This is a genomic window from Brevundimonas sp., assembly GCF_031082345.1.
Lineage (GTDB): Bacteria > Pseudomonadota > Alphaproteobacteria > Caulobacterales > Caulobacteraceae > Brevundimonas.
The window spans coordinates 14,994-32,201 of the sequence record NZ_JAVHLH010000001.1; the positions used below are offsets into that span (position 1 = coordinate 14,994).

Here is a 17,208-nt window from a genome sequence, read left to right on the forward strand (position 1 = left end):
TCACGCCGCCGTCGACATGCATTTCCTCGACCAGCCGCCCCTCGGCGTCGACGCCCGGGATCATGACCGGAGGGAACACGCCGGGAATGCTGGCGGAGGCCAGCAGGACGTCGCGGAACAGCGCCACCGCCTGGACGCCGCCCTGTTTGGCCAGCACCCCCATGTCCCAGATCACCGTCTCCTCGGCGTCCAGATTGGTCGTGACGATCAGGAGGCGGCGGCCCTTGTCGTGCTCGACGGCGATCTGGCGCAGCAGCTCCGGGGTCACATAGTCCTCGACCAGATCCTCAAGCACCCCGGAGTCGAACAGACCCGGCGACGCGAGGGCGGCGAAGCTGCGCCAGCCCAGCAGCCCGCCGGTGCGGCCTTCGGCATAGGCGCCGCGCAGTTCGTCGTCCCACTCGGGACCGAGGAAGGCGAAGGGCGCCGCCAGCGCCCCCGTGCTGACGCCGGTGACGACGCTGAACTCCGGCCGGGTTCCGCTGGCGGTCCAGCCGACCAGGACGCCGGCCCCATAGGCTCCGTTGGCGCCGCCGCCGGATAGGGCGAGAATGGAGCGGCCCTCGGACGCCGCCCACAGCCGCTCGCCGATCTGTTCGGCCAGGGCCTCGACCCGGGCGACGTCGCCGGCCCGGATACGGGGATCCTCGGTGGGCCGCCAGGTCTGGGTGGTGAGGCGCAGAACCCCGCCCTCGGGCCGGTCGATGGTGCCGCACCCGGCCAGCCACAGCGCCGCGATCAGGCCGGCGACGATGGCTGCGGATTTGCGGATCATGCGCGAGTCGTCCGTTGAGGCGGTGGGACGAGCCTTCTAGCATGGATGCCGCCCGCCCTTCACGGCGTCAGTGTAGGCGCTACCCTCCCCCCATGTCCGACTCGCGCCGCCTGATCGACCTCAGCCACGCCATCGAAGCCGGCATGGTCACCTACAAGGGCCTGCCGGCGCCGTTGGTCTGCGACCACCTGAGCCGCGAGGCGTCGCGGGCCCACTACGAGCCCGGCACGGAATTCCAGATCGGGCGGATTGAGATGGTCGGCAACACTGGCACCTATCTGGACAGCCCCTTCCACCGCTACGCCGACGGCGAGGACCTGAGCGAGGTCGGGCTGGAGCGGGTCGCCGGCCTGCCGGGCCTGGTCATTCGCGCCGAAGGCCTGCAGGCGGTGGACCGCGACCGGTTCGAGGGTCGCGATCTGCGCGGCCGGGCCGTGCTGGTCCACACTGGCTGGGCCCGGCACTGGCGCACCGACGCCTATTTCGAGGACCATCCCTTCCTGACCGAGGCCGCCGCCGCCTTTCTCGTCGAGGCCGGCGCCGCCCTGGTCGGCATCGACTCGCACAACATCGACGACACCCGCACGCGGTCGCGGCCGGTCCACACCCGCCTGCTCGGCGCCGGCATCCCGATCTGCGAGCACATGCGCGGGCTGGAGCTGCTGCCGGACGCCGGCTTCCGCTTCACCGCCGCCCCGCCGAAGGTGAAGGCCTTCGGAACCTTCCCGGTGAGGGCGTTCGCGGAAGTGGGGTAGGCCGCCGACATCCTTCGCCCCTCCGCGCGCGTATTGCTGCGCAGACATGGGCGGCCGAGGCGGCCGCGCGGGAGGCCGTATGGATCGGGACAACAATCTGGCCGTGGTGGTCGGGGTGTCGGGCGGCGTCGGCGGCGCCCTGGCCAGAGGGCTGGCCGCGCAGGGCCAATACGACGCGGTGGTCGGGGTCGCCCGTCACCGGCCCGCGGACTGGCCCGGCGGTCCGACGCTTCCCTTCGTCGCCGCCGACATCACCGACGAGGCCCAGGTCGCCGAAGCCGCCCGGACGATCGGAGACCTCGGTCGTCCAACCCGGATCGTCGTTGCGACGGGCCTCCTGCACGCCGACGGCGTGGCGCCCGAGAAGGCCCTGCGGATGCTGGATCCCGAGGCGCTGATGACCCTGTTCCGGGTCAACGCCGTCGCGCCCGCCCTCGTCGCCAAACACCTGCTGCCCCTGACGCCCCGCGACCGGGTCAGTCTATTCGCGGCTCTCTCGGCCAGGGTCGGCAGCATCTCCGACAACCGCCTGGGCGGCTGGTACGGCTACCGCGCCTCAAAGGCGGCGCTGAACATGCTGATCGCCACCCTGGCGATCGAGCACCGTCGCACCCGCCCGCAGGGAATCTGCGTCGCCCTGCACCCCGGAACGGTCGAGACCGGGCTCAGCGCGCCCTTCCGACACGGCGCGACGGCGGCGAAGCGCCTCACGCCCGACCAGTCGGCCAAGGCCTTGATCGAGGTGATGGATCGCCTTTCACCGGAGGATAGCGGCAGCTTCCTGGCCTGGGACGGACAGCCGATCCCGTGGTGACCGGAAGGCGCCGGCGAACATCGCCAACTCCTCGACGCCGTTCATCTAATGGTGGTAGGTGGAAGCTGCGCAGGGGGCGCATCCCTCCAAGGATCCGTAAAATGTTCAAGACTTTCGCACGCCGCGCCGTACTCGCGGCGGCCATTTCGGCTGTGGCCTTCGGGACGATGGGTTTCCGCTCCAGCGACGATCAGGACCGTCGGGTCCTGATCATCAACGCCACCGGCGTCACCATGACCCATTTCTACGCCTCGAACTCCGGCCAGAACGACTGGCAGGAAGACATCCTCGGCGAGGACGTGCTGCAATCCGGGGCCTCGGTCCGGATCAACATCGACGACGGCACGGACGCCTGCCTGTACGACTTCAAGGCCCGCTTCGCCGACGGCGACGAACTGGTGCGCAACCGCATCAACGTCTGCGAGATCACCGAATATCGCTACACCGCCGGCTGATCGGCCGGACCGACAGACGATCAGGGCCGCGCCTTTGTGGGCGCGGCCCTTTTTTCGCGCCCGAATCCGCTACCCTTCCCCCATGCCCGACTCACTCCGCCGCTGCGCCTGGTGCGGGACCGATCCCCTCTACGTCGCCTATCACGACGAGGAGTGGGGCGTGCCCGAGTACGACGCCCGCGCCCTGTGGGAGAAGCTTGTGCTGGACGGCTTCCAGGCCGGGCTGGCGTGGATCACCATCCTGAGAAAGCGCGAGGGGATGCGCGACGCCTTCGACGGTTTCGATCCGGAGAAGATCGCCGGCTATGGCGAGGCCGACATCGAGCGGCTGCTCGGCGACGGCCGCATCATCCGTTCGCGGGCCAAGATCAACAGCGCCATCAAGGGGGCGAAGATCTGGCTGGAGATGCGCGACAGCGGCGAGGACTTCAGTGAATGGCTCTGGTCGTTCGTCGGCGGGGCGCCGATCCAGAACAGCTGGCCCGACAGCGGCGCCCGGCCCGTGGCGACGCCGGAATCCGAGGCCCTGTCGAAGGCCCTGAAACAGCGCGGCTTCACCTTCGTCGGCCCCGTGATCGTCTACGCCTTCATGCAGGCCGTGGGCATGGTCAACGATCACGGCGTCGAATGCTTCCGTCACCCGCAGCTTCGTGCGACGACCGGTCCGTGAAGACGCCGTCGAAGACATCCGCCCGAGCAAAGGCGCCCGCGAAAGCCCCGCGCGGCTTCCCGACGCTGACGCTGGAGACTGTCCTGATCCAGTCGTGCGGCGGCCTGGTCTGCGGAGTCGACGAGGCGGGGCGCGGTCCCTGGGCGGGGCCGGTCTCGGCCGGGGCGGTGATCCTGAACGCCGACGACCTGCCGGACGGCATCGACGACTCCAAGGCCCTGACCCACGCCCGACGCGAAACGCTCGAGATCGAGATCAAGGCCCGCGCCGTCGCCTGGGGCGTCGGCTTCGCCTCGGTCGAGGAGATCGCCGAGCTGAACATCCTGCACGCCACCGGCCTGGCCATGTGCCGCGCCATCGAGGCGATGTCGGTCCAGCCGGTCGCGGCCCTGGTCGACGGCAACTACCGCTTCAAACTGCCGTGCGAGGTGCAGCCAGTGGTCGGCGGCGACGGCCTGTCGCTGTCGATCGCGGCGGCCTCGATCCTCGCCAAGACGGCGCGGGACCGGCTGATGGTGGCGCTGGATGCGGAATACCCCGGCTACGGCTTCGCCGGCCACAAGGGCTACAACGCCCCGGTGCATCAGGAGGCCCTGAGGACGCTGGGCCCCAGCCCGGCCCACCGCCGAAGCTGGGCCCCGATCCGGGCGCTGCTGGAAGGCGCCTAGATGTGCAGGGCGCCGCCCAGCAGGGCCCCGGCGAGGGCGGCGACGAGTCCGCCGAGCGTGATGGTCAGCCACGCCGGGACGCCGTCGGCCAGGTCCGACAGGCTCCGGTCGGGCTCGGGCGCCACGTCATTGGCGACCCGGTTGTCGAAGCGCGTCGCCGACGGCGCTCGCCAGGCTACGGTTTCAAAGGCGTCGACCGACCGGCCATAGGCCCGGCTCGCTTCCAGACGCCGCGAGGGGGAGAGGGTCATCTGTTCCATGGCCGACACAACGGTCCGGATTCCGGACCGTTCCCGGCTAAGCCGCGTCGGCGAGGTTCAGCCGCCGGTCGCTGACCACGAACAGATATTCGACGTTCTTCAGCCGGCCCACGGTCCCGACCTTGTCGCCCTTGGGATTGTGGATGCCGATGCGGGCCCCGACGTAGCGCGGGCGGGCGATCTCGATGACCTGCACCTCGCCCCGCCCGGACAGCATCTCCACGAGCTGGTCGCGGCCCAGATAGCCCTCGTCGTTGAACGAGACGATCAGGTTCGGCGCCTTCAGCCCCTCGATCACCGCCTGCAGCGCCGGGGCGATGCCGGGGCGGCTGTTGAAGGCGCTCTTGCGGGTGCGGACATCGATCCGCTTGTTGGCGATCCCGTAGGTCTCCGGCTTGTCCCACAGCACCAGGCTCTCCCAGCAGTGGTAGTTGCCGAGGTAGGAATGCTGGTTGTACGGGGGGTCCAGATAGACGAGGTCGGCCTCGACCGAGGGCGACAGTTCGACGGCGTCGGCGCGGGTGGCCCTGCAGGGACCCGCCGCCACGCCAGGAAGGATGTCGGGCAGGCGCAGCTCCAGCGGCTTCAGCGCCCGGCTGGCCCACGATTTCATATAGGCCATCTGCAGACCGGCCGTTGAGTCCACCCGGTCGGCGGCCTCCATCAGGCTGACAAGGGCGATGGCCTCCAGTTCGGGCTCCAGCGCCATGGCGGCGATCCGGTCGCGCATGGCGTCGATGCGGGCGCCGTTCTCGGGCGTGAAATAGCGCGCGTCCTCGCAGAAGGATTTGGTGAACCAGCCGGCCTCCGGCGCGACGGTCCGCAGCTCGGCCAGCACGCCTTCCGCCTTCTCCAGCCAGCGCTCGCGGTCGGCCTGCACATAGGTCGTGGCCAGCACATGGGCGTAGGCGTTGTGGTCGTTCGACCAGACCCGGAAGCCCTGCTTCTTCAGCGCATGCCCGACCCGCGCGCTGCCCGAGAACAGGTCGCAGACGGTCCCGCCGTCCGGCAGGGCGCCGGAGATGGCCCGGACGATCTCCGCCAGCAGCGCGCGCTTCGAGCCGATGTATTTGATCATGCCGACCCTTGCGGGGTCAGCCTTTGTGGCCGCGCCCCTTCATCGGAACATGCGCCAGTCGCAGCAGATTCGCAGCCCCCGGCGCGCCGAACGGCGTGCCGGCGAGGATCAGCAGGCGCTGGCCGGGCTCGGCGAGCCCGTATTCGACCGCCTTGGCGACCGCGTCGTCGGTGACCTCCTCCAGCGAGGCCGGCTCGCGGCTGAGGCGCGGCTCCAGCCCCCAGACCAGCGCCAGCCGCCGGGCCGTCTCGGGTTTGGGCGTCAGGGCCAGCACCGTCTGCAGCGGCCGCTCGCGCGACATCCGCCGCGCCGTCCCGCCCAGGGTGGTGAACACCACGATACAGGCCGTCGACTGCGACTCCGCCGCCTTGCGCGCCGCCGCCACCAGGGCGTCGACGTCGTGCTCGTGCATGCCGGCGTGTTCGGCGTCCATCAGGCTGGGCCACATCTCGTCGCGTTCCACCCGCTCGATGATCCGGCTCATGATGCCGACCGATTCCAGCGGATAGTCGCCCGAGGCCGTCTCGGCCGACAGCATCAGGGCGTCGGCGCCCTCATAGACGGCGTTGGCCACGTCCGAGGCCTCGGCCCGGGTCGGAGCCGGGGACGAGGTCATCGACTCCAGCATCTGGGTCGCCACGATCACCGGCACCCCGCGCTGGCGGGCGGCGCGGATGATCCGCTTCTGCGCCACCGGCACCTCTTCCGGGTCCAGCTCCACGCCGAGATCGCCGCGGGCGACCATCACGCCGTCGCAGTAGTCGAGGATGCTCTCCAGTTCGTTCAGCGCCTGGGGCTTCTCGATCTTGGCCAGGCAGGCGGCGCGGCCCTTCACGATCTGCTTCAGCTCGGCCATGTCCTCGGCCTTCTGGACGAAGCTGAGCGCCACCCAGTCGACGCCGATGCGCAGGGCGAAGGCCAGGTCCTCGCGGTCCTTGGGCGTCAGGGCCGAGACCGGCACCACCGCCTCGGGCACGGCCACGCCCTTGCGGTCCGACAGTTTCGAACCGCTCTCGACCGTGACGTCGGCCCATTCGTCGGTGCGCTCATTGACCCGCAGCCGCACCCGGCCGTCGTCGAGCAGCAGCAGCATGCCGGTGCGCAGGGCCCTGAAGATCTCGGGATGCGGCATCTGCACCCGCGTCTCGTCCCCCGGCGTCGGGTCGAGATCGAAGCGCATCCTGTGGCCCGGCTTGACGTCGATCTCGACATTGGCGAACCGGCCCAGCCGCAGCTTCGGCCCCTGCAGGTCGGCCAGCACGCCCAGCGGGCGTTTCAGCGCCAGTTCGGCCCCGCGCACCGCCTTCAGCGCCGCCGCGTGATCCTCGTGCGAGCCGTGGCTGAAATTCAGGCGGAAGACGTCCACCCCGGCCTGGGCCAGGGCCTTGACCTCGCCGGGCGCGCGGCTGGCGGGTCCGAGGGTTGCGACGATGCGGGCGCGCCGGGCTCTTTTCATACGATATCCGTGGCCTTTGGGAGAGCGTTCTCCCCTTGTGCCACGAAACGCCGCAGGGGTAAGGCCGCTCCACGCCGCGAAACATGAAGTTATGCCGCCGCGGGCCGATCAGGCCTCCGGAACCGGCGCCCGCAGGGCCTCCCGGAACGCCTCCAGCCGCGCGCGGTAGCCCTCGGCGTCGCCATATTCGAGGAAGCGGGCGTAGCGCTCGTGCGGGTCGCTGACCCGCAGCGCATGCTTGATCGGGCACCAGTACTGTTCGGTCCGGCTGGCGACCTCGCGGACATAGGCGACCACGCCATTGGCGTATTCGCAGAAGACGCAGTTCACGATCTCGATGCCGTTCAGATAGGCCAGGCGGCCGCGGTCCAGGACCACATATTGCGACCTCGGCGCCCGCGGGATGCGCCAGGCCCGGAAGCAGATCGCCTGATACAGGCTGACCCAGACGTCGATCAGGACCAGCGGGATGATCAGGGAATAGATCACCGGCGCGGTCGCCACATGGGCGAAGGAGGATCGGCCAAGGAAGCGCCCCACGCCCTGCCGCAGGCGCCGGTGCTCGGTCACCACGCCCTCCTCGAACTCCACCAGTCCGGCTCTCAGCCGCCAGCCCAGCGTCGTGCGTCGCTTCTCAATTTCCCGATCGAGTTCTCCCTGGAGGCGTACGATCTCATGCGCCAGCGCCTCGAGGCGGGCGGTCAAGGGCGCGGAACCACGGGGTTCAGGGCGCGCTCCAGCGGCGCCAGCCAGCGCTCCAGTTCGATGTCGGGGGCCTTGGTCAGGTCCCGGTCCAGCGTATCGGCGATCGGCGCCGTGGCGCCGATGGCGTCCTTCAGCACCCCCAGGATGCGGGCCGGCGCGACCAGGATCAGGGCATGGTCGCCCCGGCTCCTGAGCGCCTGCACGGCGGCCTCGGCCACCCCGGTGGCGAACTCGGCCTTGGCCTGGCGGTAGGGATCCTCGACGCCTGTGGTGTGGCTGGCCCCGGTGGCCGACTGCACCGACCGCACGGCCGGGTTGCGACGTCGCTCCTCGCGCACCTCGGCCAGCGATCCGGCGCCGTCGATCTCCCGCACGGTGCGGAAGGCGCGGGTCTCGGGATCGCGCTCGACGAAACGGGCCCGGCCGCCGTCGGCCAGCACGAACAGGGCTCTATGTTTTCTCGGCATGACGACCTCGGTGGAAAAGGGGCGATTCCGGCCGCCCCTGTCGTCCCAACCTATCGCGCGCCGCCCGGCCGCCCTTGATCTGGCTCAAGCGGCGATGGTGCGAGCGGCGGGGGTCGAACCCGCATGACCGAAGTCGAGGGATTTTAAGTCCCTTGCGTCTACCAGTTTCGCCACGCTCGCGGCCGGGACGGACCCTACTGCGCCGGTCTTAACGCCCGGAAGTCCACGTCCGAGTTGGCCAGCAGCCACAGGAAGGCGGCCCAGGCGGCGACGTTCTGGTCCATGGCCTCCGGATCGATCCGGTCCAGCACGTCGTCGGCGGTGTGGTGGGTGTCGAAATAGTCGGTGCCGTCCTGGTTCAGCCGGAAGGCCGGAACGCCCGCGGCCACGGTCGGGCCGGTGTCGGGGCCGCCGCCGGTCGCGGCCGAGCCGTCGAACAGCACGCCCAGCGGCGTCAGCACGGCCTGCGCCGCGCGGCGGAAGTCGGTGTCGGCGGCGCCGGCCGGCAGGGTCAGGCTGTAGATCGGCCCGGCCCCGAAGTCGCTTTCGCTGACCGCCACATGGTTCGCCATCTCGGCCGTCCGGCTGGCGGCGTAGAAGCGCGCCCCGGCCAGACCCTGGGCGGGCGGCGGCTGGCTGACCTCTTCCGAGCCCCACCAGACCACGCGGATAGTGCGGCGGGGCTTGCGCGGCATGTCCTCGATCAGCTTCAGGGCGGCGGCGGTGATCGCCACCCCGGCGCCGTCGTCGATGGCCCCGGTGCCGAGGTCCCAGCTGTCCAGATGCCCGCCGATGACGATGACCTCGTCGGGCGCGCCCGAGCCGCGCACTTCGCCGATGACGTTCTGACTCTTGCTGTCGGCGGTGAAGCCGGCGGTCGAGAACAGCCGCATCCGCACCGGCTGGTCGCTCAGGCGGATCATGCGGCGCAGCTGGTCGGCGTCGGGCGGGCTCATGGCGAAGGCCGGGACCGTGCCTTCGCCCACCCGGGTCGCGCCGGTGTGGGCGAAGCGGTGGTCATGGGTGCCCAGCGAGCGCAGCACATAGCCGACCGCCCCGCGCTTCGCCGCCTCGGTGGGGCCGTTGCCGCGCACCGGCGAGGTCGCGCCGTAGCCGCGGCCGTCCTGGGCCTGGACCGTGTCCTGCAGCACCACGGCGATCTTGCCGGTCAGCGAGCCTTCGGGCTGGTCGAGCAGCTGCTGGTAAGTTTCAAAAATGGCCGCCTCGCCCTCGATCCCCTCCGCCGGAGTGGCGATCGAGCCGCCCAGCGACACCACCGTCAGCGACTGCGGGAAGGGCGACAGGATCTCGACGCTGGCCTCGCCGCGGGTCCACAGGGCCAGCGGGAATTCCTCGATCGCGACGTTGTCGAAGCCCATGGCGCGGAACTGGTCCGCGCCCCACCGGGCCGAGGCCTGTTCGGAGTCCGAACCCGCCAGCCGCGGCCCGAACCGGGTGGTCAGCTCCGAGACCAGTTCGTACGCGACATTGTCCCGCAGCGCGCGGTCGCGCAGTTGCTCGGCCTCGCGGACGGTGCGGGCGTCCTGGGCGACGGCGGGGGCGGCGGCGAGACCGAGCGCCAGCGCGCTGGCGGCGAGAAGACGGGCGGACAGGGACATCGGTGGCTCCGGGACTCAGCAGGGAGCCGGAACCTAGACCGCGACGGCCGGAGGGAGAAGCGGTGCTCTCCCGAGTTCTGTCAGCCGTCCGACAAGCTGGCCTATTCGCCCTTGACGTAGGGCTCCACCGGACCCTGCAGCTTGACCGTCAGGGCCTTGCCGCGGCGATCGACGCGGTTGCCGACGGCGAGGCGGACCCAGCCCTCGGAAACGCAGTATTCCTCGACATTGGTCTTGTCCTCGCCCTTGAAACGGACGCCGATCCCCTGCGCCAGCAGGTCGGCGTCGTGGAACGGGCTGTCGGGATCGACACAGAGGCGGTCGGGAAGGTCGGTCATGATCGGGCGCTCGGAAAAGGACAGGGGCGGGCTTTAGCCGAGGACGGCGGCGGCTCCAAGAGAGCTTGACCTGACGCCGCGTCAATCCGCTAGGTAGGTTGCGAATAACTACGGACCTGTCGATGAGCGACCCCGTCATCCGCGATCTCACCATCCCCGCCCCTGACGGCTATCCGCTGTCGATGCGTCTGATCTCGCCGCCGCAGCCGACGGTCGCCATGCTGGTCAGTTCCGGCACCGGCTTTCCGAAGGGGTTCTACGACCGGTTCGCCCGGCATATGGCGAGCAAGGGCGCGGCGGTGCTGACCTATGATTTCCGGGGCATCGCCGGGTCGAGGCCCGACGATCTCGCCGCCATGGACATGGACTATCCCGACTGGGGCCGGCTCGACATGCCGGCCGCGCTGGACGCCCTGACCGAGGCCGCGCCCGGCCTCCCCGTGGTTCACGTCGGCCACAGCGTCGGCGGCCATTTCCTCGGCCTCATGCCCAATCAGCACCGCATCGCCCGCCACGCCTTCGTCTCCGTCGGCAGCGGCTACTGGGGTCGGCACCACCGGTCCTACAATCCGCTCGAGCTGTTCTTCTGGTTCGCCTACGGCCCGTGGAGCCTGGCCCGCCGCGGCTACATCCGCGGCGGCGGCCTGTGGGCGGGGACGGACCTGCCGCGCGGCGTCTGGGAGACCTGGCGACGCTGGTGCCTGAAGCCGGCCTATTTCCACGACGAGCTGAAGGATCGGCTGCGACCGCATCATTTCGAGGCGGTGACGGCCCCGATCCGCTCGTGGATCTTCACCGACGACCCGATCGCCACCCCGGTCACCTCGCCGAAATTGCTGGAGATCTATCCCAACGCGCCGCGCGAGATGCTGGTGCGCGCGCCCGCCGACTACGGCGTGGCCCGCATCGGCCACGAGGGCGCCTTCCGCCGGGGCATGGAGCCGCTGTGGGACGAGATGTTCGACTGGCTGACCAAGGGTATTGCCGAACGTTAAGTTGACGACCGCGCGACCCGGGTCCCTCCTCCGCCCGGGAGGACCTCATGATCCAAGCCATTCTGTTCGCGGCCGCGCTGCAGACCGCGCCCGCCCCCGCGCCCCCTCCGGCGATCGACTGCGCCGACGCCGACCATAGCGCCTTCAACTTCTGGATCGGGGACTGGGACGTCAGCGCCACCGGCACGGAGACCGTCGTCGCCCGCAGCGTCATCTCGTCGACCGCGGGCGGCTGCGCCATCGAGGAGGACTATCGCCAGACCGTCGGTCCCGGCGGCGTCGCCACGACCTATCACGGCGTCAGCTTCAGCGCCTTCGACGCCCGGCGCGGCGGCGTCTGGCGGCAGTTCTACATGGACAGCGGCGGCTCGGTGACGGTGTTCGAGGGCGGCCTGCGCGGCGACGCCATGGTGCTGGAGGCGCCCGGCCGCGGCGGCGGCGTGCAGCGCATGACGGTCTCGCCCCAGGCCGACGGATCGGTTCGCCAGCGCGGCGAGTCCACGACCGACGGCGGCGCCAGCTGGACGCCCGGCTATGATTTCACCTACCGCCGGCGTTGATCGACGGGCCATGGCGCCTAGGTAAGCGGGCCCCCTTCCGGAGCCCGCCATGACCGACCAGCCCGCCATCACCGTCGACGGCCACGCCATTCCGCTGCTGGGCTTCGGCACCTGGATGCTGGAGCCTGACGACGCCCGGCGCATGGTCGCCGAGGCCCTGCGCCTCGGCTACCGCCACATCGACACCGCCTGGATCTATCGCAACGAGGCGGCCGTGGGGGACGGCATCCGCGACGCCATCGAGGCCGGCCATGTCGCCCGCGACGACCTCTGGCTGACCACCAAGATCTGGGTCGACCATTTCCACCGCGACGCCCTGCTGAAACAGGCGGAAGAGTCCGCCGCCAGCCTCGGCTTCTCGCCCGACCTGCTGCTGCTGCACTGGCCGAAGAAGACCCCGTCGTTCGACGAGACCCTCGGCGCCCTGAACGAGGCCAGGGACCGCGGCCTGACCCGGACCATCGGCCTGTCCAACTTCCCGTCGGCCGAGTTCCGCGAGGCCCAGGCGCTGTCGAAGGCGCCGCTGGTCACCAACCAGGTCGAGTATCACCCCTACCTCAAGCTCACGACCCTGCTGGAGACGGCCCGGGATCTCGGTTCCTCCATCACCGCCTGGTCGCCGCTGGCCCAGGGCAAGGTCGCCGACGACCCGACCCTGAACGAGATCGGCCGCGCCCACGGCAAGACGCCCGGCCAGGTGACCCTCCGCTGGCTGATCCAGCAGAACGTCATCGCCATCCCGCGCACCGGCAAGGAAAGCCGGGCCGCCGAGAATTTCGACATCTTCGACTTCCAGCTGACGCCGGAGCAGATGGATCGCATCCACGCCCTCGCCCGCCCCGACGGCCGGCTCGGCGACTGGATTGATCCCGCGTTCAAATGGGATGAAGAATGGGCCTGAGGCGCGGCGTCTGAGACCGGGCCCGGGAGGACGCCAATGGGTTCGGTGCTGGGATTCCCCGGCGTCGATCCGTCGGACGCGGCGGTCGGCGCAAGACTGAAACGGTGGCGCGAACAGCGCGGCCTGAGCGTCGATGAGCTCGCCCCACTTATGAGCATGACGCCGGAGGAGACCCGCCGGGCTGAAAGCGGACGGGGCCATCTGACCACCGCGCAGCTCGGCGCCGCCACCAACGCCCTGCACCTGCCCCTGTGGGCGCTGGTCTCCGACCACCGCGCCTATTGAGCGCGCCCGGCGGGCGTGACAGCCGCCGCGGCTCCGCCTAAGCCTCGCCGCATGGCCTACAAATCGCTTCGCGACTTCATCGAGCGCCTCGAACGCGAGGGCGAACTGGTTCGCGTGTCCGAGCCCGTCTCCACCCACCTCGAGATGACCGAGATCCAGACCCGGCTGCTGCGCAACGGCGGCCCGGCGGTGCTGTTCGAAAAGCCGGTCATGCCCGACGGCTCGATCAGCCCCATCCCCTGCCTCGCCAATCTGTTCGGCACGGTGAAGCGCGTGGCCATGGGCGTGACCATGGACAAGAAGACCCGCACCACCGCCGCCGAACTGCGCGAGGTCGGCGAGCTGCTGGCCTTCCTGCGCAATCCGACCCCGCCGCGCGGCCTCGGCGACGCCATGGAGATGCTGCCTCTGGTCCAGACGGTCATGTCGATGCGGCCCAAGGTGGTGAAGTCGGCCCCGGTGCAGCAGGTGGTGCTCAAGGGCGACCAGATCGACCTGACCTCACTGCCGGTCCAGGGCTGCTGGCCCGGCGAACCCGCGCCGCTGATCACCTGGGGCCTGGTCGTCACCAAGGGCCCGTCCGACGACCGCGAGGACGACTTCAACCTCGGCATCTACCGCATGCAGGTGCTGGGCAAGGACCGCGCGATCATGCGCTGGTTGGCCCACCGCGGCGGAGCCCAGCACTACGCCCGTCACAGGAAGGCCGGAAAGAAGGGCCCCCTGCCCTGCGCCGTCGTCATTGGAGCCGATCCTGGCGCCATCCTCGCCGCGGTCACGCCCGTGCCCGACACCCTGTCGGAATACCAGTTCGCCGGTCTGCTGCGCGGCCAGAAGGCCGAGCTGGTTCCCTGCAAGACCGTGCCGCTGATGGTCCCCGCCCACGCCGAGATCGTGCTGGAAGGCCACGTCCTGTTCGATGAGCACGCGCCCGAAGGCCCGTACGGCGACCACACCGGCTACTACAACTCGGTCGAGACCTTCCCCGTCTTCCAGGTGACCGCCATCACAATGCGGAAGGACCCCATCTATCTGACGACCTTCACCGGCCGCCCGCCGGACGAGCCCTCGGTGCTGGGCGAGGCGCTGAACGAGGTCTTCATCCCCCTGCTGCGCCAGCAGTTCCCCGAGATCACCGACTTCTGGCTGCCGCCCGAGGGCTGCAGCTACCGCATCGCCGTGGTGTCGATGAAGAAGGCCTACCCCGGCCACGCCAAGCGGGTGATGCTGGGCGTGTGGAGCTATCTGCGCCAGTTCATGTACACCAAATGGGTGATCGTCGTGGATGACGACATCGACGCCCGCGACTGGAAACAGGTCATGTGGGCCATCGCCACCAAGATGGACCCGGCGCGCGACATCACCGTCATCGAGAACACCCCGATCGACTACCTCGACTTCGCCAGCCCCGAGAGCGGTCTCGGCTCCAAGATCGGCCTCGACGCCACCGACAAATGGCCGCCCGAGACCAAACGCGAATGGGGCGAGGAAATCCGCATGGACGAGACCGTCGTGGAGCGGGTGTCGGAGATGTGGGAGCGTCTGGGCCTGCCGGGCGACGGGACGCCGATCTGGAAGTCTCCGGCCTGATCCCGCGCGCGATCACGCGACCGCCATCGGAATGTGTCCGAATAGGGCTTTTCAGATGACGGAACTGTAATACACAATATGGGCTGTCCTTCCCGGAGTTGCTCCATGAAACGCTCGCTTGTTGTCGCCCTCGCGCTGGCCACGGCCATGCCGGTCATCTCGCTTCCGGTCATGGCCGACGCCCAGGTCCTGACCGGCCGCGGCGCGCCTCGCCGGGCCGCACCGCCCCGTCCGGCTCTCAGCGAGGCCGAAGAGAACCGCCTCTACGAAGCCGAGGACCAGGTCTTCGAGATCGACAGCCAGCTGGCCGACATCCAGGCGGCGGGCGAGGCCGCGGGCGGCCTGACCGAGGCCCAGCAGGCCGAGATCAACGCCCTGACCCGCCGTCGCGCCGACGCCCAGCGCACCATCGACCGGCTCGAGGCCAAGCGGAACCGCTAGGGCGCCGGCGAGCGGACCGGCGCTTGCCGCACTTGCCTTGGAGGGAAGGACGGCGGATGAGGGGGGCCATGCGCTCCACCCTGATCCTCGCCGCCCTTGCGGCCCTCGTGTCGAGTCCCGTCATGTCCCAGTCCGCGTCCTCGTCCGTTCCCAACGCCGCGCCGTGGGATCAGCCCTTCCTGCCGCCCGCGCCCGCTTGGGATGGCGCCAGTCGCGCCCTGTTGCGCGAGGCCTCGGATCCCTGGGTCACGCCGTTCGAGGCGGATCCGGACCATGACTTCAGCCCGACCTACGCCGACACCCGCGCCTGGTTCGACCGTCTGGACGCCGCCTCGGACCTGATCCGCATCGAGCAGTTCGGCGTCTCGCCCGAGGGCCGGCCGATCTACGCCGTGATCGCCTCGAAGGACGGCGCCGCCTTCGATCCGGCCAAGCCCGTGCTGCTGGCCCAGGCCGGCATCCACCCCGGCGAGATCGACGGCAAGGACGCGGGCATGATGCTGCTCCGCGACATCGCGTTCAACGGCAAGGACGACCTGCTGGACCGGGTCAACCTGATCCTGATCCCCATTCTCTCGGTCGACGGCCACGAGCGGACCAGCGCCTACGCCCGGCCCAACCAGCGCGGCCCCCGACTCCAGGGCTGGCGCAACACGGCGACCAACCAGAACCTCAACCGCGATTATCTGAAGCTGGACCAGCCCGAGATGCGGGCGGTGCGCGGTCTGATCCTGAAGTACCGGCCGGACCTGTACGTCGACGTCCACGTCACCGACGGCATGGATTACCAGTACGACGTCACCTACGGCTACAACGGCGAGGACGGCGTCTATTCGCGCTCCCCCGCGACGGCGCGGTGGCTCGACTCGGCCTTCAAGCCGGCGATGAACGCGGCGCTCGAGGCCCAGGGCCACATCCCCGGCGAACTGGTCTTCGGCATGAGCGACGATCCCAAGGCCGGGCTGTCGGACGGCGGCCTCGGCGAGCGTTTCTCCAACGGCTGGGGCTCGGCCGCCCACGTCCCGACCATCCTGATCGAGAACCACAGCCTCAAGCCGCACGAGCAGCGCGTGCTCGGAACCTATGTCTTCCTCGAACAGGCCATGCGCACCCTGGCGGCCGAGGGGCCCGACCTGCGCGCCGCCGTGGTCGCCGACAGCGCCCTGCGACCGGCCGAGATCCCGGCCAATTTCGTCCAGGACGCCGAACCTTCGACGACCCGCGCCTTCAAGGGCATCCGCTACGAGATGTACGACAGCCCCGCCTCCGGCCGTCAGGAGATCCGCTGGCTCGGCGAACCCGACCCCGAGCTCTGGCAGATGCCGTTCTATTCCTCGCATCCGACCCTGACCCTGCGCCGCCCCGAGGCCTACTGGGTGCCGTCGTACCGGACCGACATCATCGAGCGGCTGCGCATCCACGGCGTCGCCATGGAGACGCTGGACGCGCCGCGCAGCGTCGCCGTCGACATGCTGCGCCTCGACGATCCGAAGCTGGCGACCCGCCCGAACGAGGGCCATGTGCCGGTGACGGTGACCTCGGTCACGCCCGAGCGGCGCGACTGGACCTTCCCCGCGGGCTCGGTGCGGGTGCCGACCGATCAGCCGCTGGGCGACGTCGTCGTCCTGCTGCTCGAGCCGCAGTCGTCCGAGAGCTTCTTCGCCTGGGGCCTGTTCCCCGAGGTGCTCAGCCGCGTCGAATATATCGAGGGCTACGCCATCGCCCCCCTGGCCGAACGCATGCTGGCCGCCGATCCCGCCCTGAAGGCCGAGTTCGAGGCGAAACTGGCCGCCGAGCCGGAATTCGCGACCAGCGGCAATGCGCGTCTGCAGTGGTTCTACGAGCGAACCCCGTTCTACGATGATCGCTACCGCCTCTATCCGGTGGCCCGCGAGAACTGACCATGCCCGAGATGACCGCCCTTCACGCCGCCAGCCTCTGGAGCGGTCTTCTCATTCTGGTGATGGTCGGCCTCGCCTTCCGGGTCATCGCCAACCGGCGTCGGCACCGCGTCCTCTTCGGAGACGGCGGCGTCCAGCAGATGACCGTCGCCAGCCGCGCCTTCGGCAACGCCGCCGAATACATCCCGGTCGGCGTCGGGGCCCTGATCCTGCTGGCGATGCTCGGCTATCAGACCTGGGTCGTCCATGCTGTCGGGGCGGTTCTCTTCGCCGGCCGGCTGATCCACGGCGTCGGCCTCAGTCACGGCCGGGGCCCGGGTCCCGGCCGCATGATCGGCATGATCCTGACCCTCTTGGCGCTGATCGCCGCGGCGGGTCTGCTGGTGGTCGCTCCCTTCCTCGGCTGAGGCCGGTTGCGCCGCGAAGGCCGCCCGGCCATATCGGGGCATGTCCGACAGCCTGCCGTCCTCCGCCT

General features: G+C 69.9%; 21 protein-coding genes and 1 tRNA gene. 13 read left to right on the plus strand and 9 right to left on the minus strand.

All coding sequences use genetic code 11. From position 1 onward, the window contains the following. Positions 1–775: patatin-like phospholipase family protein (locus tag RDU12_RS00090; RefSeq protein ID WP_308683935.1), on the minus strand; the 775-nt coding region annotated here is incomplete at its 3' end. Between the two features lie 92 nt (positions 776–867). Between RDU12_RS00090 and RDU12_RS00095 the strand changes: the two genes are divergently transcribed. The 5 genes from RDU12_RS00095 to RDU12_RS00115 all read left to right on the plus strand — a co-directional run bounded on the left by RDU12_RS00095 (position 868) and on the right by RDU12_RS00115 (position 4,137). Further along, on the plus strand, positions 868–1,530 hold the full coding sequence (locus tag RDU12_RS00095; protein ID WP_300292942.1) for a cyclase family protein: 663 nt from the start codon (positions 868–870) through the stop codon (positions 1,528–1,530). 79 nt (positions 1,531–1,609) lie between these two features. After that, positions 1,610–2,344 (plus strand): SDR family NAD(P)-dependent oxidoreductase, encoded by a 735-nt coding sequence (locus tag RDU12_RS00100; protein ID WP_308683936.1) that lies wholly within the window; start codon positions 1,610–1,612, stop codon positions 2,342–2,344. Positions 2,345–2,445: 101 nt separating this feature from the next. Continuing rightward, positions 2,446–2,799, plus strand: a complete 354-nt coding sequence (locus RDU12_RS00105; protein ID WP_300293646.1) for a hypothetical protein — start codon at positions 2,446–2,448, stop codon at positions 2,797–2,799. An 82-nt stretch (positions 2,800–2,881) separates the two neighbouring features. Continuing rightward, on the plus strand, positions 2,882–3,469 hold the full coding sequence (locus tag RDU12_RS00110) for a DNA-3-methyladenine glycosylase I (protein WP_300291176.1): 588 nt from the start codon (positions 2,882–2,884) through the stop codon (positions 3,467–3,469). Further along, a complete protein-coding gene (locus RDU12_RS00115; RefSeq protein ID WP_374990170.1) occupies positions 3,466–4,137 on the plus strand; it encodes a ribonuclease HII in 672 nt (223 codons plus the stop codon). The genes RDU12_RS00110 and RDU12_RS00115 overlap by 4 nt, the downstream gene beginning before the upstream one ends. Here RDU12_RS00115 and RDU12_RS00120 read toward each other — a convergent pair. From RDU12_RS00120 to RDU12_RS00155, 8 genes are all read right to left on the minus strand, one after another. Beyond that, positions 4,134–4,397 carry a hypothetical protein gene (locus RDU12_RS00120; protein WP_308683937.1) on the minus strand — a complete coding sequence of 88 codons (264 nt, stop codon included), beginning with the start codon at positions 4,395–4,397 and terminating at the stop codon, positions 4,134–4,136. The genes RDU12_RS00115 and RDU12_RS00120 overlap by 4 nt on opposite strands. A gap of 37 nt (positions 4,398–4,434) precedes the next feature. Beyond that, positions 4,435–5,475, minus strand: coding sequence for a DNA adenine methylase (locus RDU12_RS00125; RefSeq protein WP_300291179.1), 1,041 nt, complete (start codon positions 5,473–5,475; stop codon positions 4,435–4,437). 16 nt (positions 5,476–5,491) lie between these two features. Then, positions 5,492–6,931, minus strand: a complete 1,440-nt coding sequence (gene pyk / locus RDU12_RS00130) for a pyruvate kinase (RefSeq protein ID WP_300291181.1) — start codon at positions 6,929–6,931, stop codon at positions 5,492–5,494. A gap of 108 nt (positions 6,932–7,039) precedes the next feature. Continuing rightward, positions 7,040–7,636 (minus strand): hypothetical protein, encoded by a 597-nt coding sequence (locus tag RDU12_RS00135; protein ID WP_300291183.1) that lies wholly within the window; start codon positions 7,634–7,636, stop codon positions 7,040–7,042. After that, positions 7,633–8,103, minus strand: coding sequence for a host attachment protein (locus RDU12_RS00140; protein ID WP_300291184.1), 471 nt, complete (start codon positions 8,101–8,103; stop codon positions 7,633–7,635). Before RDU12_RS00140 ends, RDU12_RS00135 begins: the two co-directional genes overlap by 4 nt. Positions 8,104–8,198: 95 nt before the next feature. Next, positions 8,199–8,283 (minus strand) — tRNA-Leu (locus tag RDU12_RS00145). A gap of 14 nt (positions 8,284–8,297) precedes the next feature. Continuing rightward, the gene (locus RDU12_RS00150) at positions 8,298–9,722 is read right to left on the minus strand and encodes a M20/M25/M40 family metallo-hydrolase (protein ID WP_308683938.1); all 1,425 of its coding nucleotides are present in this window, start codon (positions 9,720–9,722) and stop codon (positions 8,298–8,300) included. A gap of 101 nt (positions 9,723–9,823) precedes the next feature. Continuing rightward, entirely contained in the window at positions 9,824–10,060 is a 237-nt protein-coding gene (locus RDU12_RS00155; protein WP_300289952.1) for a DUF3297 family protein, read from the minus strand. 122 nt (positions 10,061–10,182) lie between these two features. On the opposite strand from RDU12_RS00155, the gene RDU12_RS00160 reads away from it, so the two are divergent. The 8 genes from RDU12_RS00160 (at position 10,183) to RDU12_RS00195 (ending at position 17,140) form a co-directional block, all read left to right on the plus strand. Further along, complete coding sequence (locus RDU12_RS00160) at positions 10,183–11,055, plus strand: serine aminopeptidase domain-containing protein (protein ID WP_300289953.1); 873 nt, start codon at positions 10,183–10,185, stop codon at positions 11,053–11,055. A 47-nt stretch (positions 11,056–11,102) separates the two neighbouring features. Next, a complete protein-coding gene (locus RDU12_RS00165) occupies positions 11,103–11,615 on the plus strand; it encodes a hypothetical protein (RefSeq protein ID WP_300289954.1) in 513 nt (170 codons plus the stop codon). A 49-nt stretch (positions 11,616–11,664) separates the two neighbouring features. Next, a complete protein-coding gene (locus RDU12_RS00170; protein ID WP_300289955.1) occupies positions 11,665–12,516 on the plus strand; it encodes an aldo/keto reductase in 852 nt (283 codons plus the stop codon). A gap of 36 nt (positions 12,517–12,552) precedes the next feature. Next, a complete protein-coding gene (locus tag RDU12_RS00175) occupies positions 12,553–12,801 on the plus strand; it encodes a helix-turn-helix domain-containing protein (protein ID WP_300289956.1) in 249 nt (82 codons plus the stop codon). A gap of 51 nt (positions 12,802–12,852) precedes the next feature. After that, positions 12,853–14,391: a UbiD family decarboxylase gene (locus tag RDU12_RS00180; RefSeq protein ID WP_300289957.1), complete on the plus strand. Its 1,539-nt coding sequence runs from the start codon at positions 12,853–12,855 to the stop codon at positions 14,389–14,391. A gap of 105 nt (positions 14,392–14,496) precedes the next feature. Then, positions 14,497–14,832 (plus strand): hypothetical protein, encoded by a 336-nt coding sequence (locus RDU12_RS00185; protein WP_300289959.1) that lies wholly within the window; start codon positions 14,497–14,499, stop codon positions 14,830–14,832. Between the two features lie 68 nt (positions 14,833–14,900). Beyond that, on the plus strand, positions 14,901–16,733 hold the full coding sequence (locus RDU12_RS00190) for a M14 family metallopeptidase (RefSeq protein ID WP_300289960.1): 1,833 nt from the start codon (positions 14,901–14,903) through the stop codon (positions 16,731–16,733). A gap of 2 nt (positions 16,734–16,735) precedes the next feature. After that, on the plus strand, positions 16,736–17,140 hold the full coding sequence (locus RDU12_RS00195) for an MAPEG family protein (RefSeq protein WP_300289961.1): 405 nt from the start codon (positions 16,736–16,738) through the stop codon (positions 17,138–17,140). The last annotated feature ends 68 nt before the right edge of the window (positions 17,141–17,208 follow it).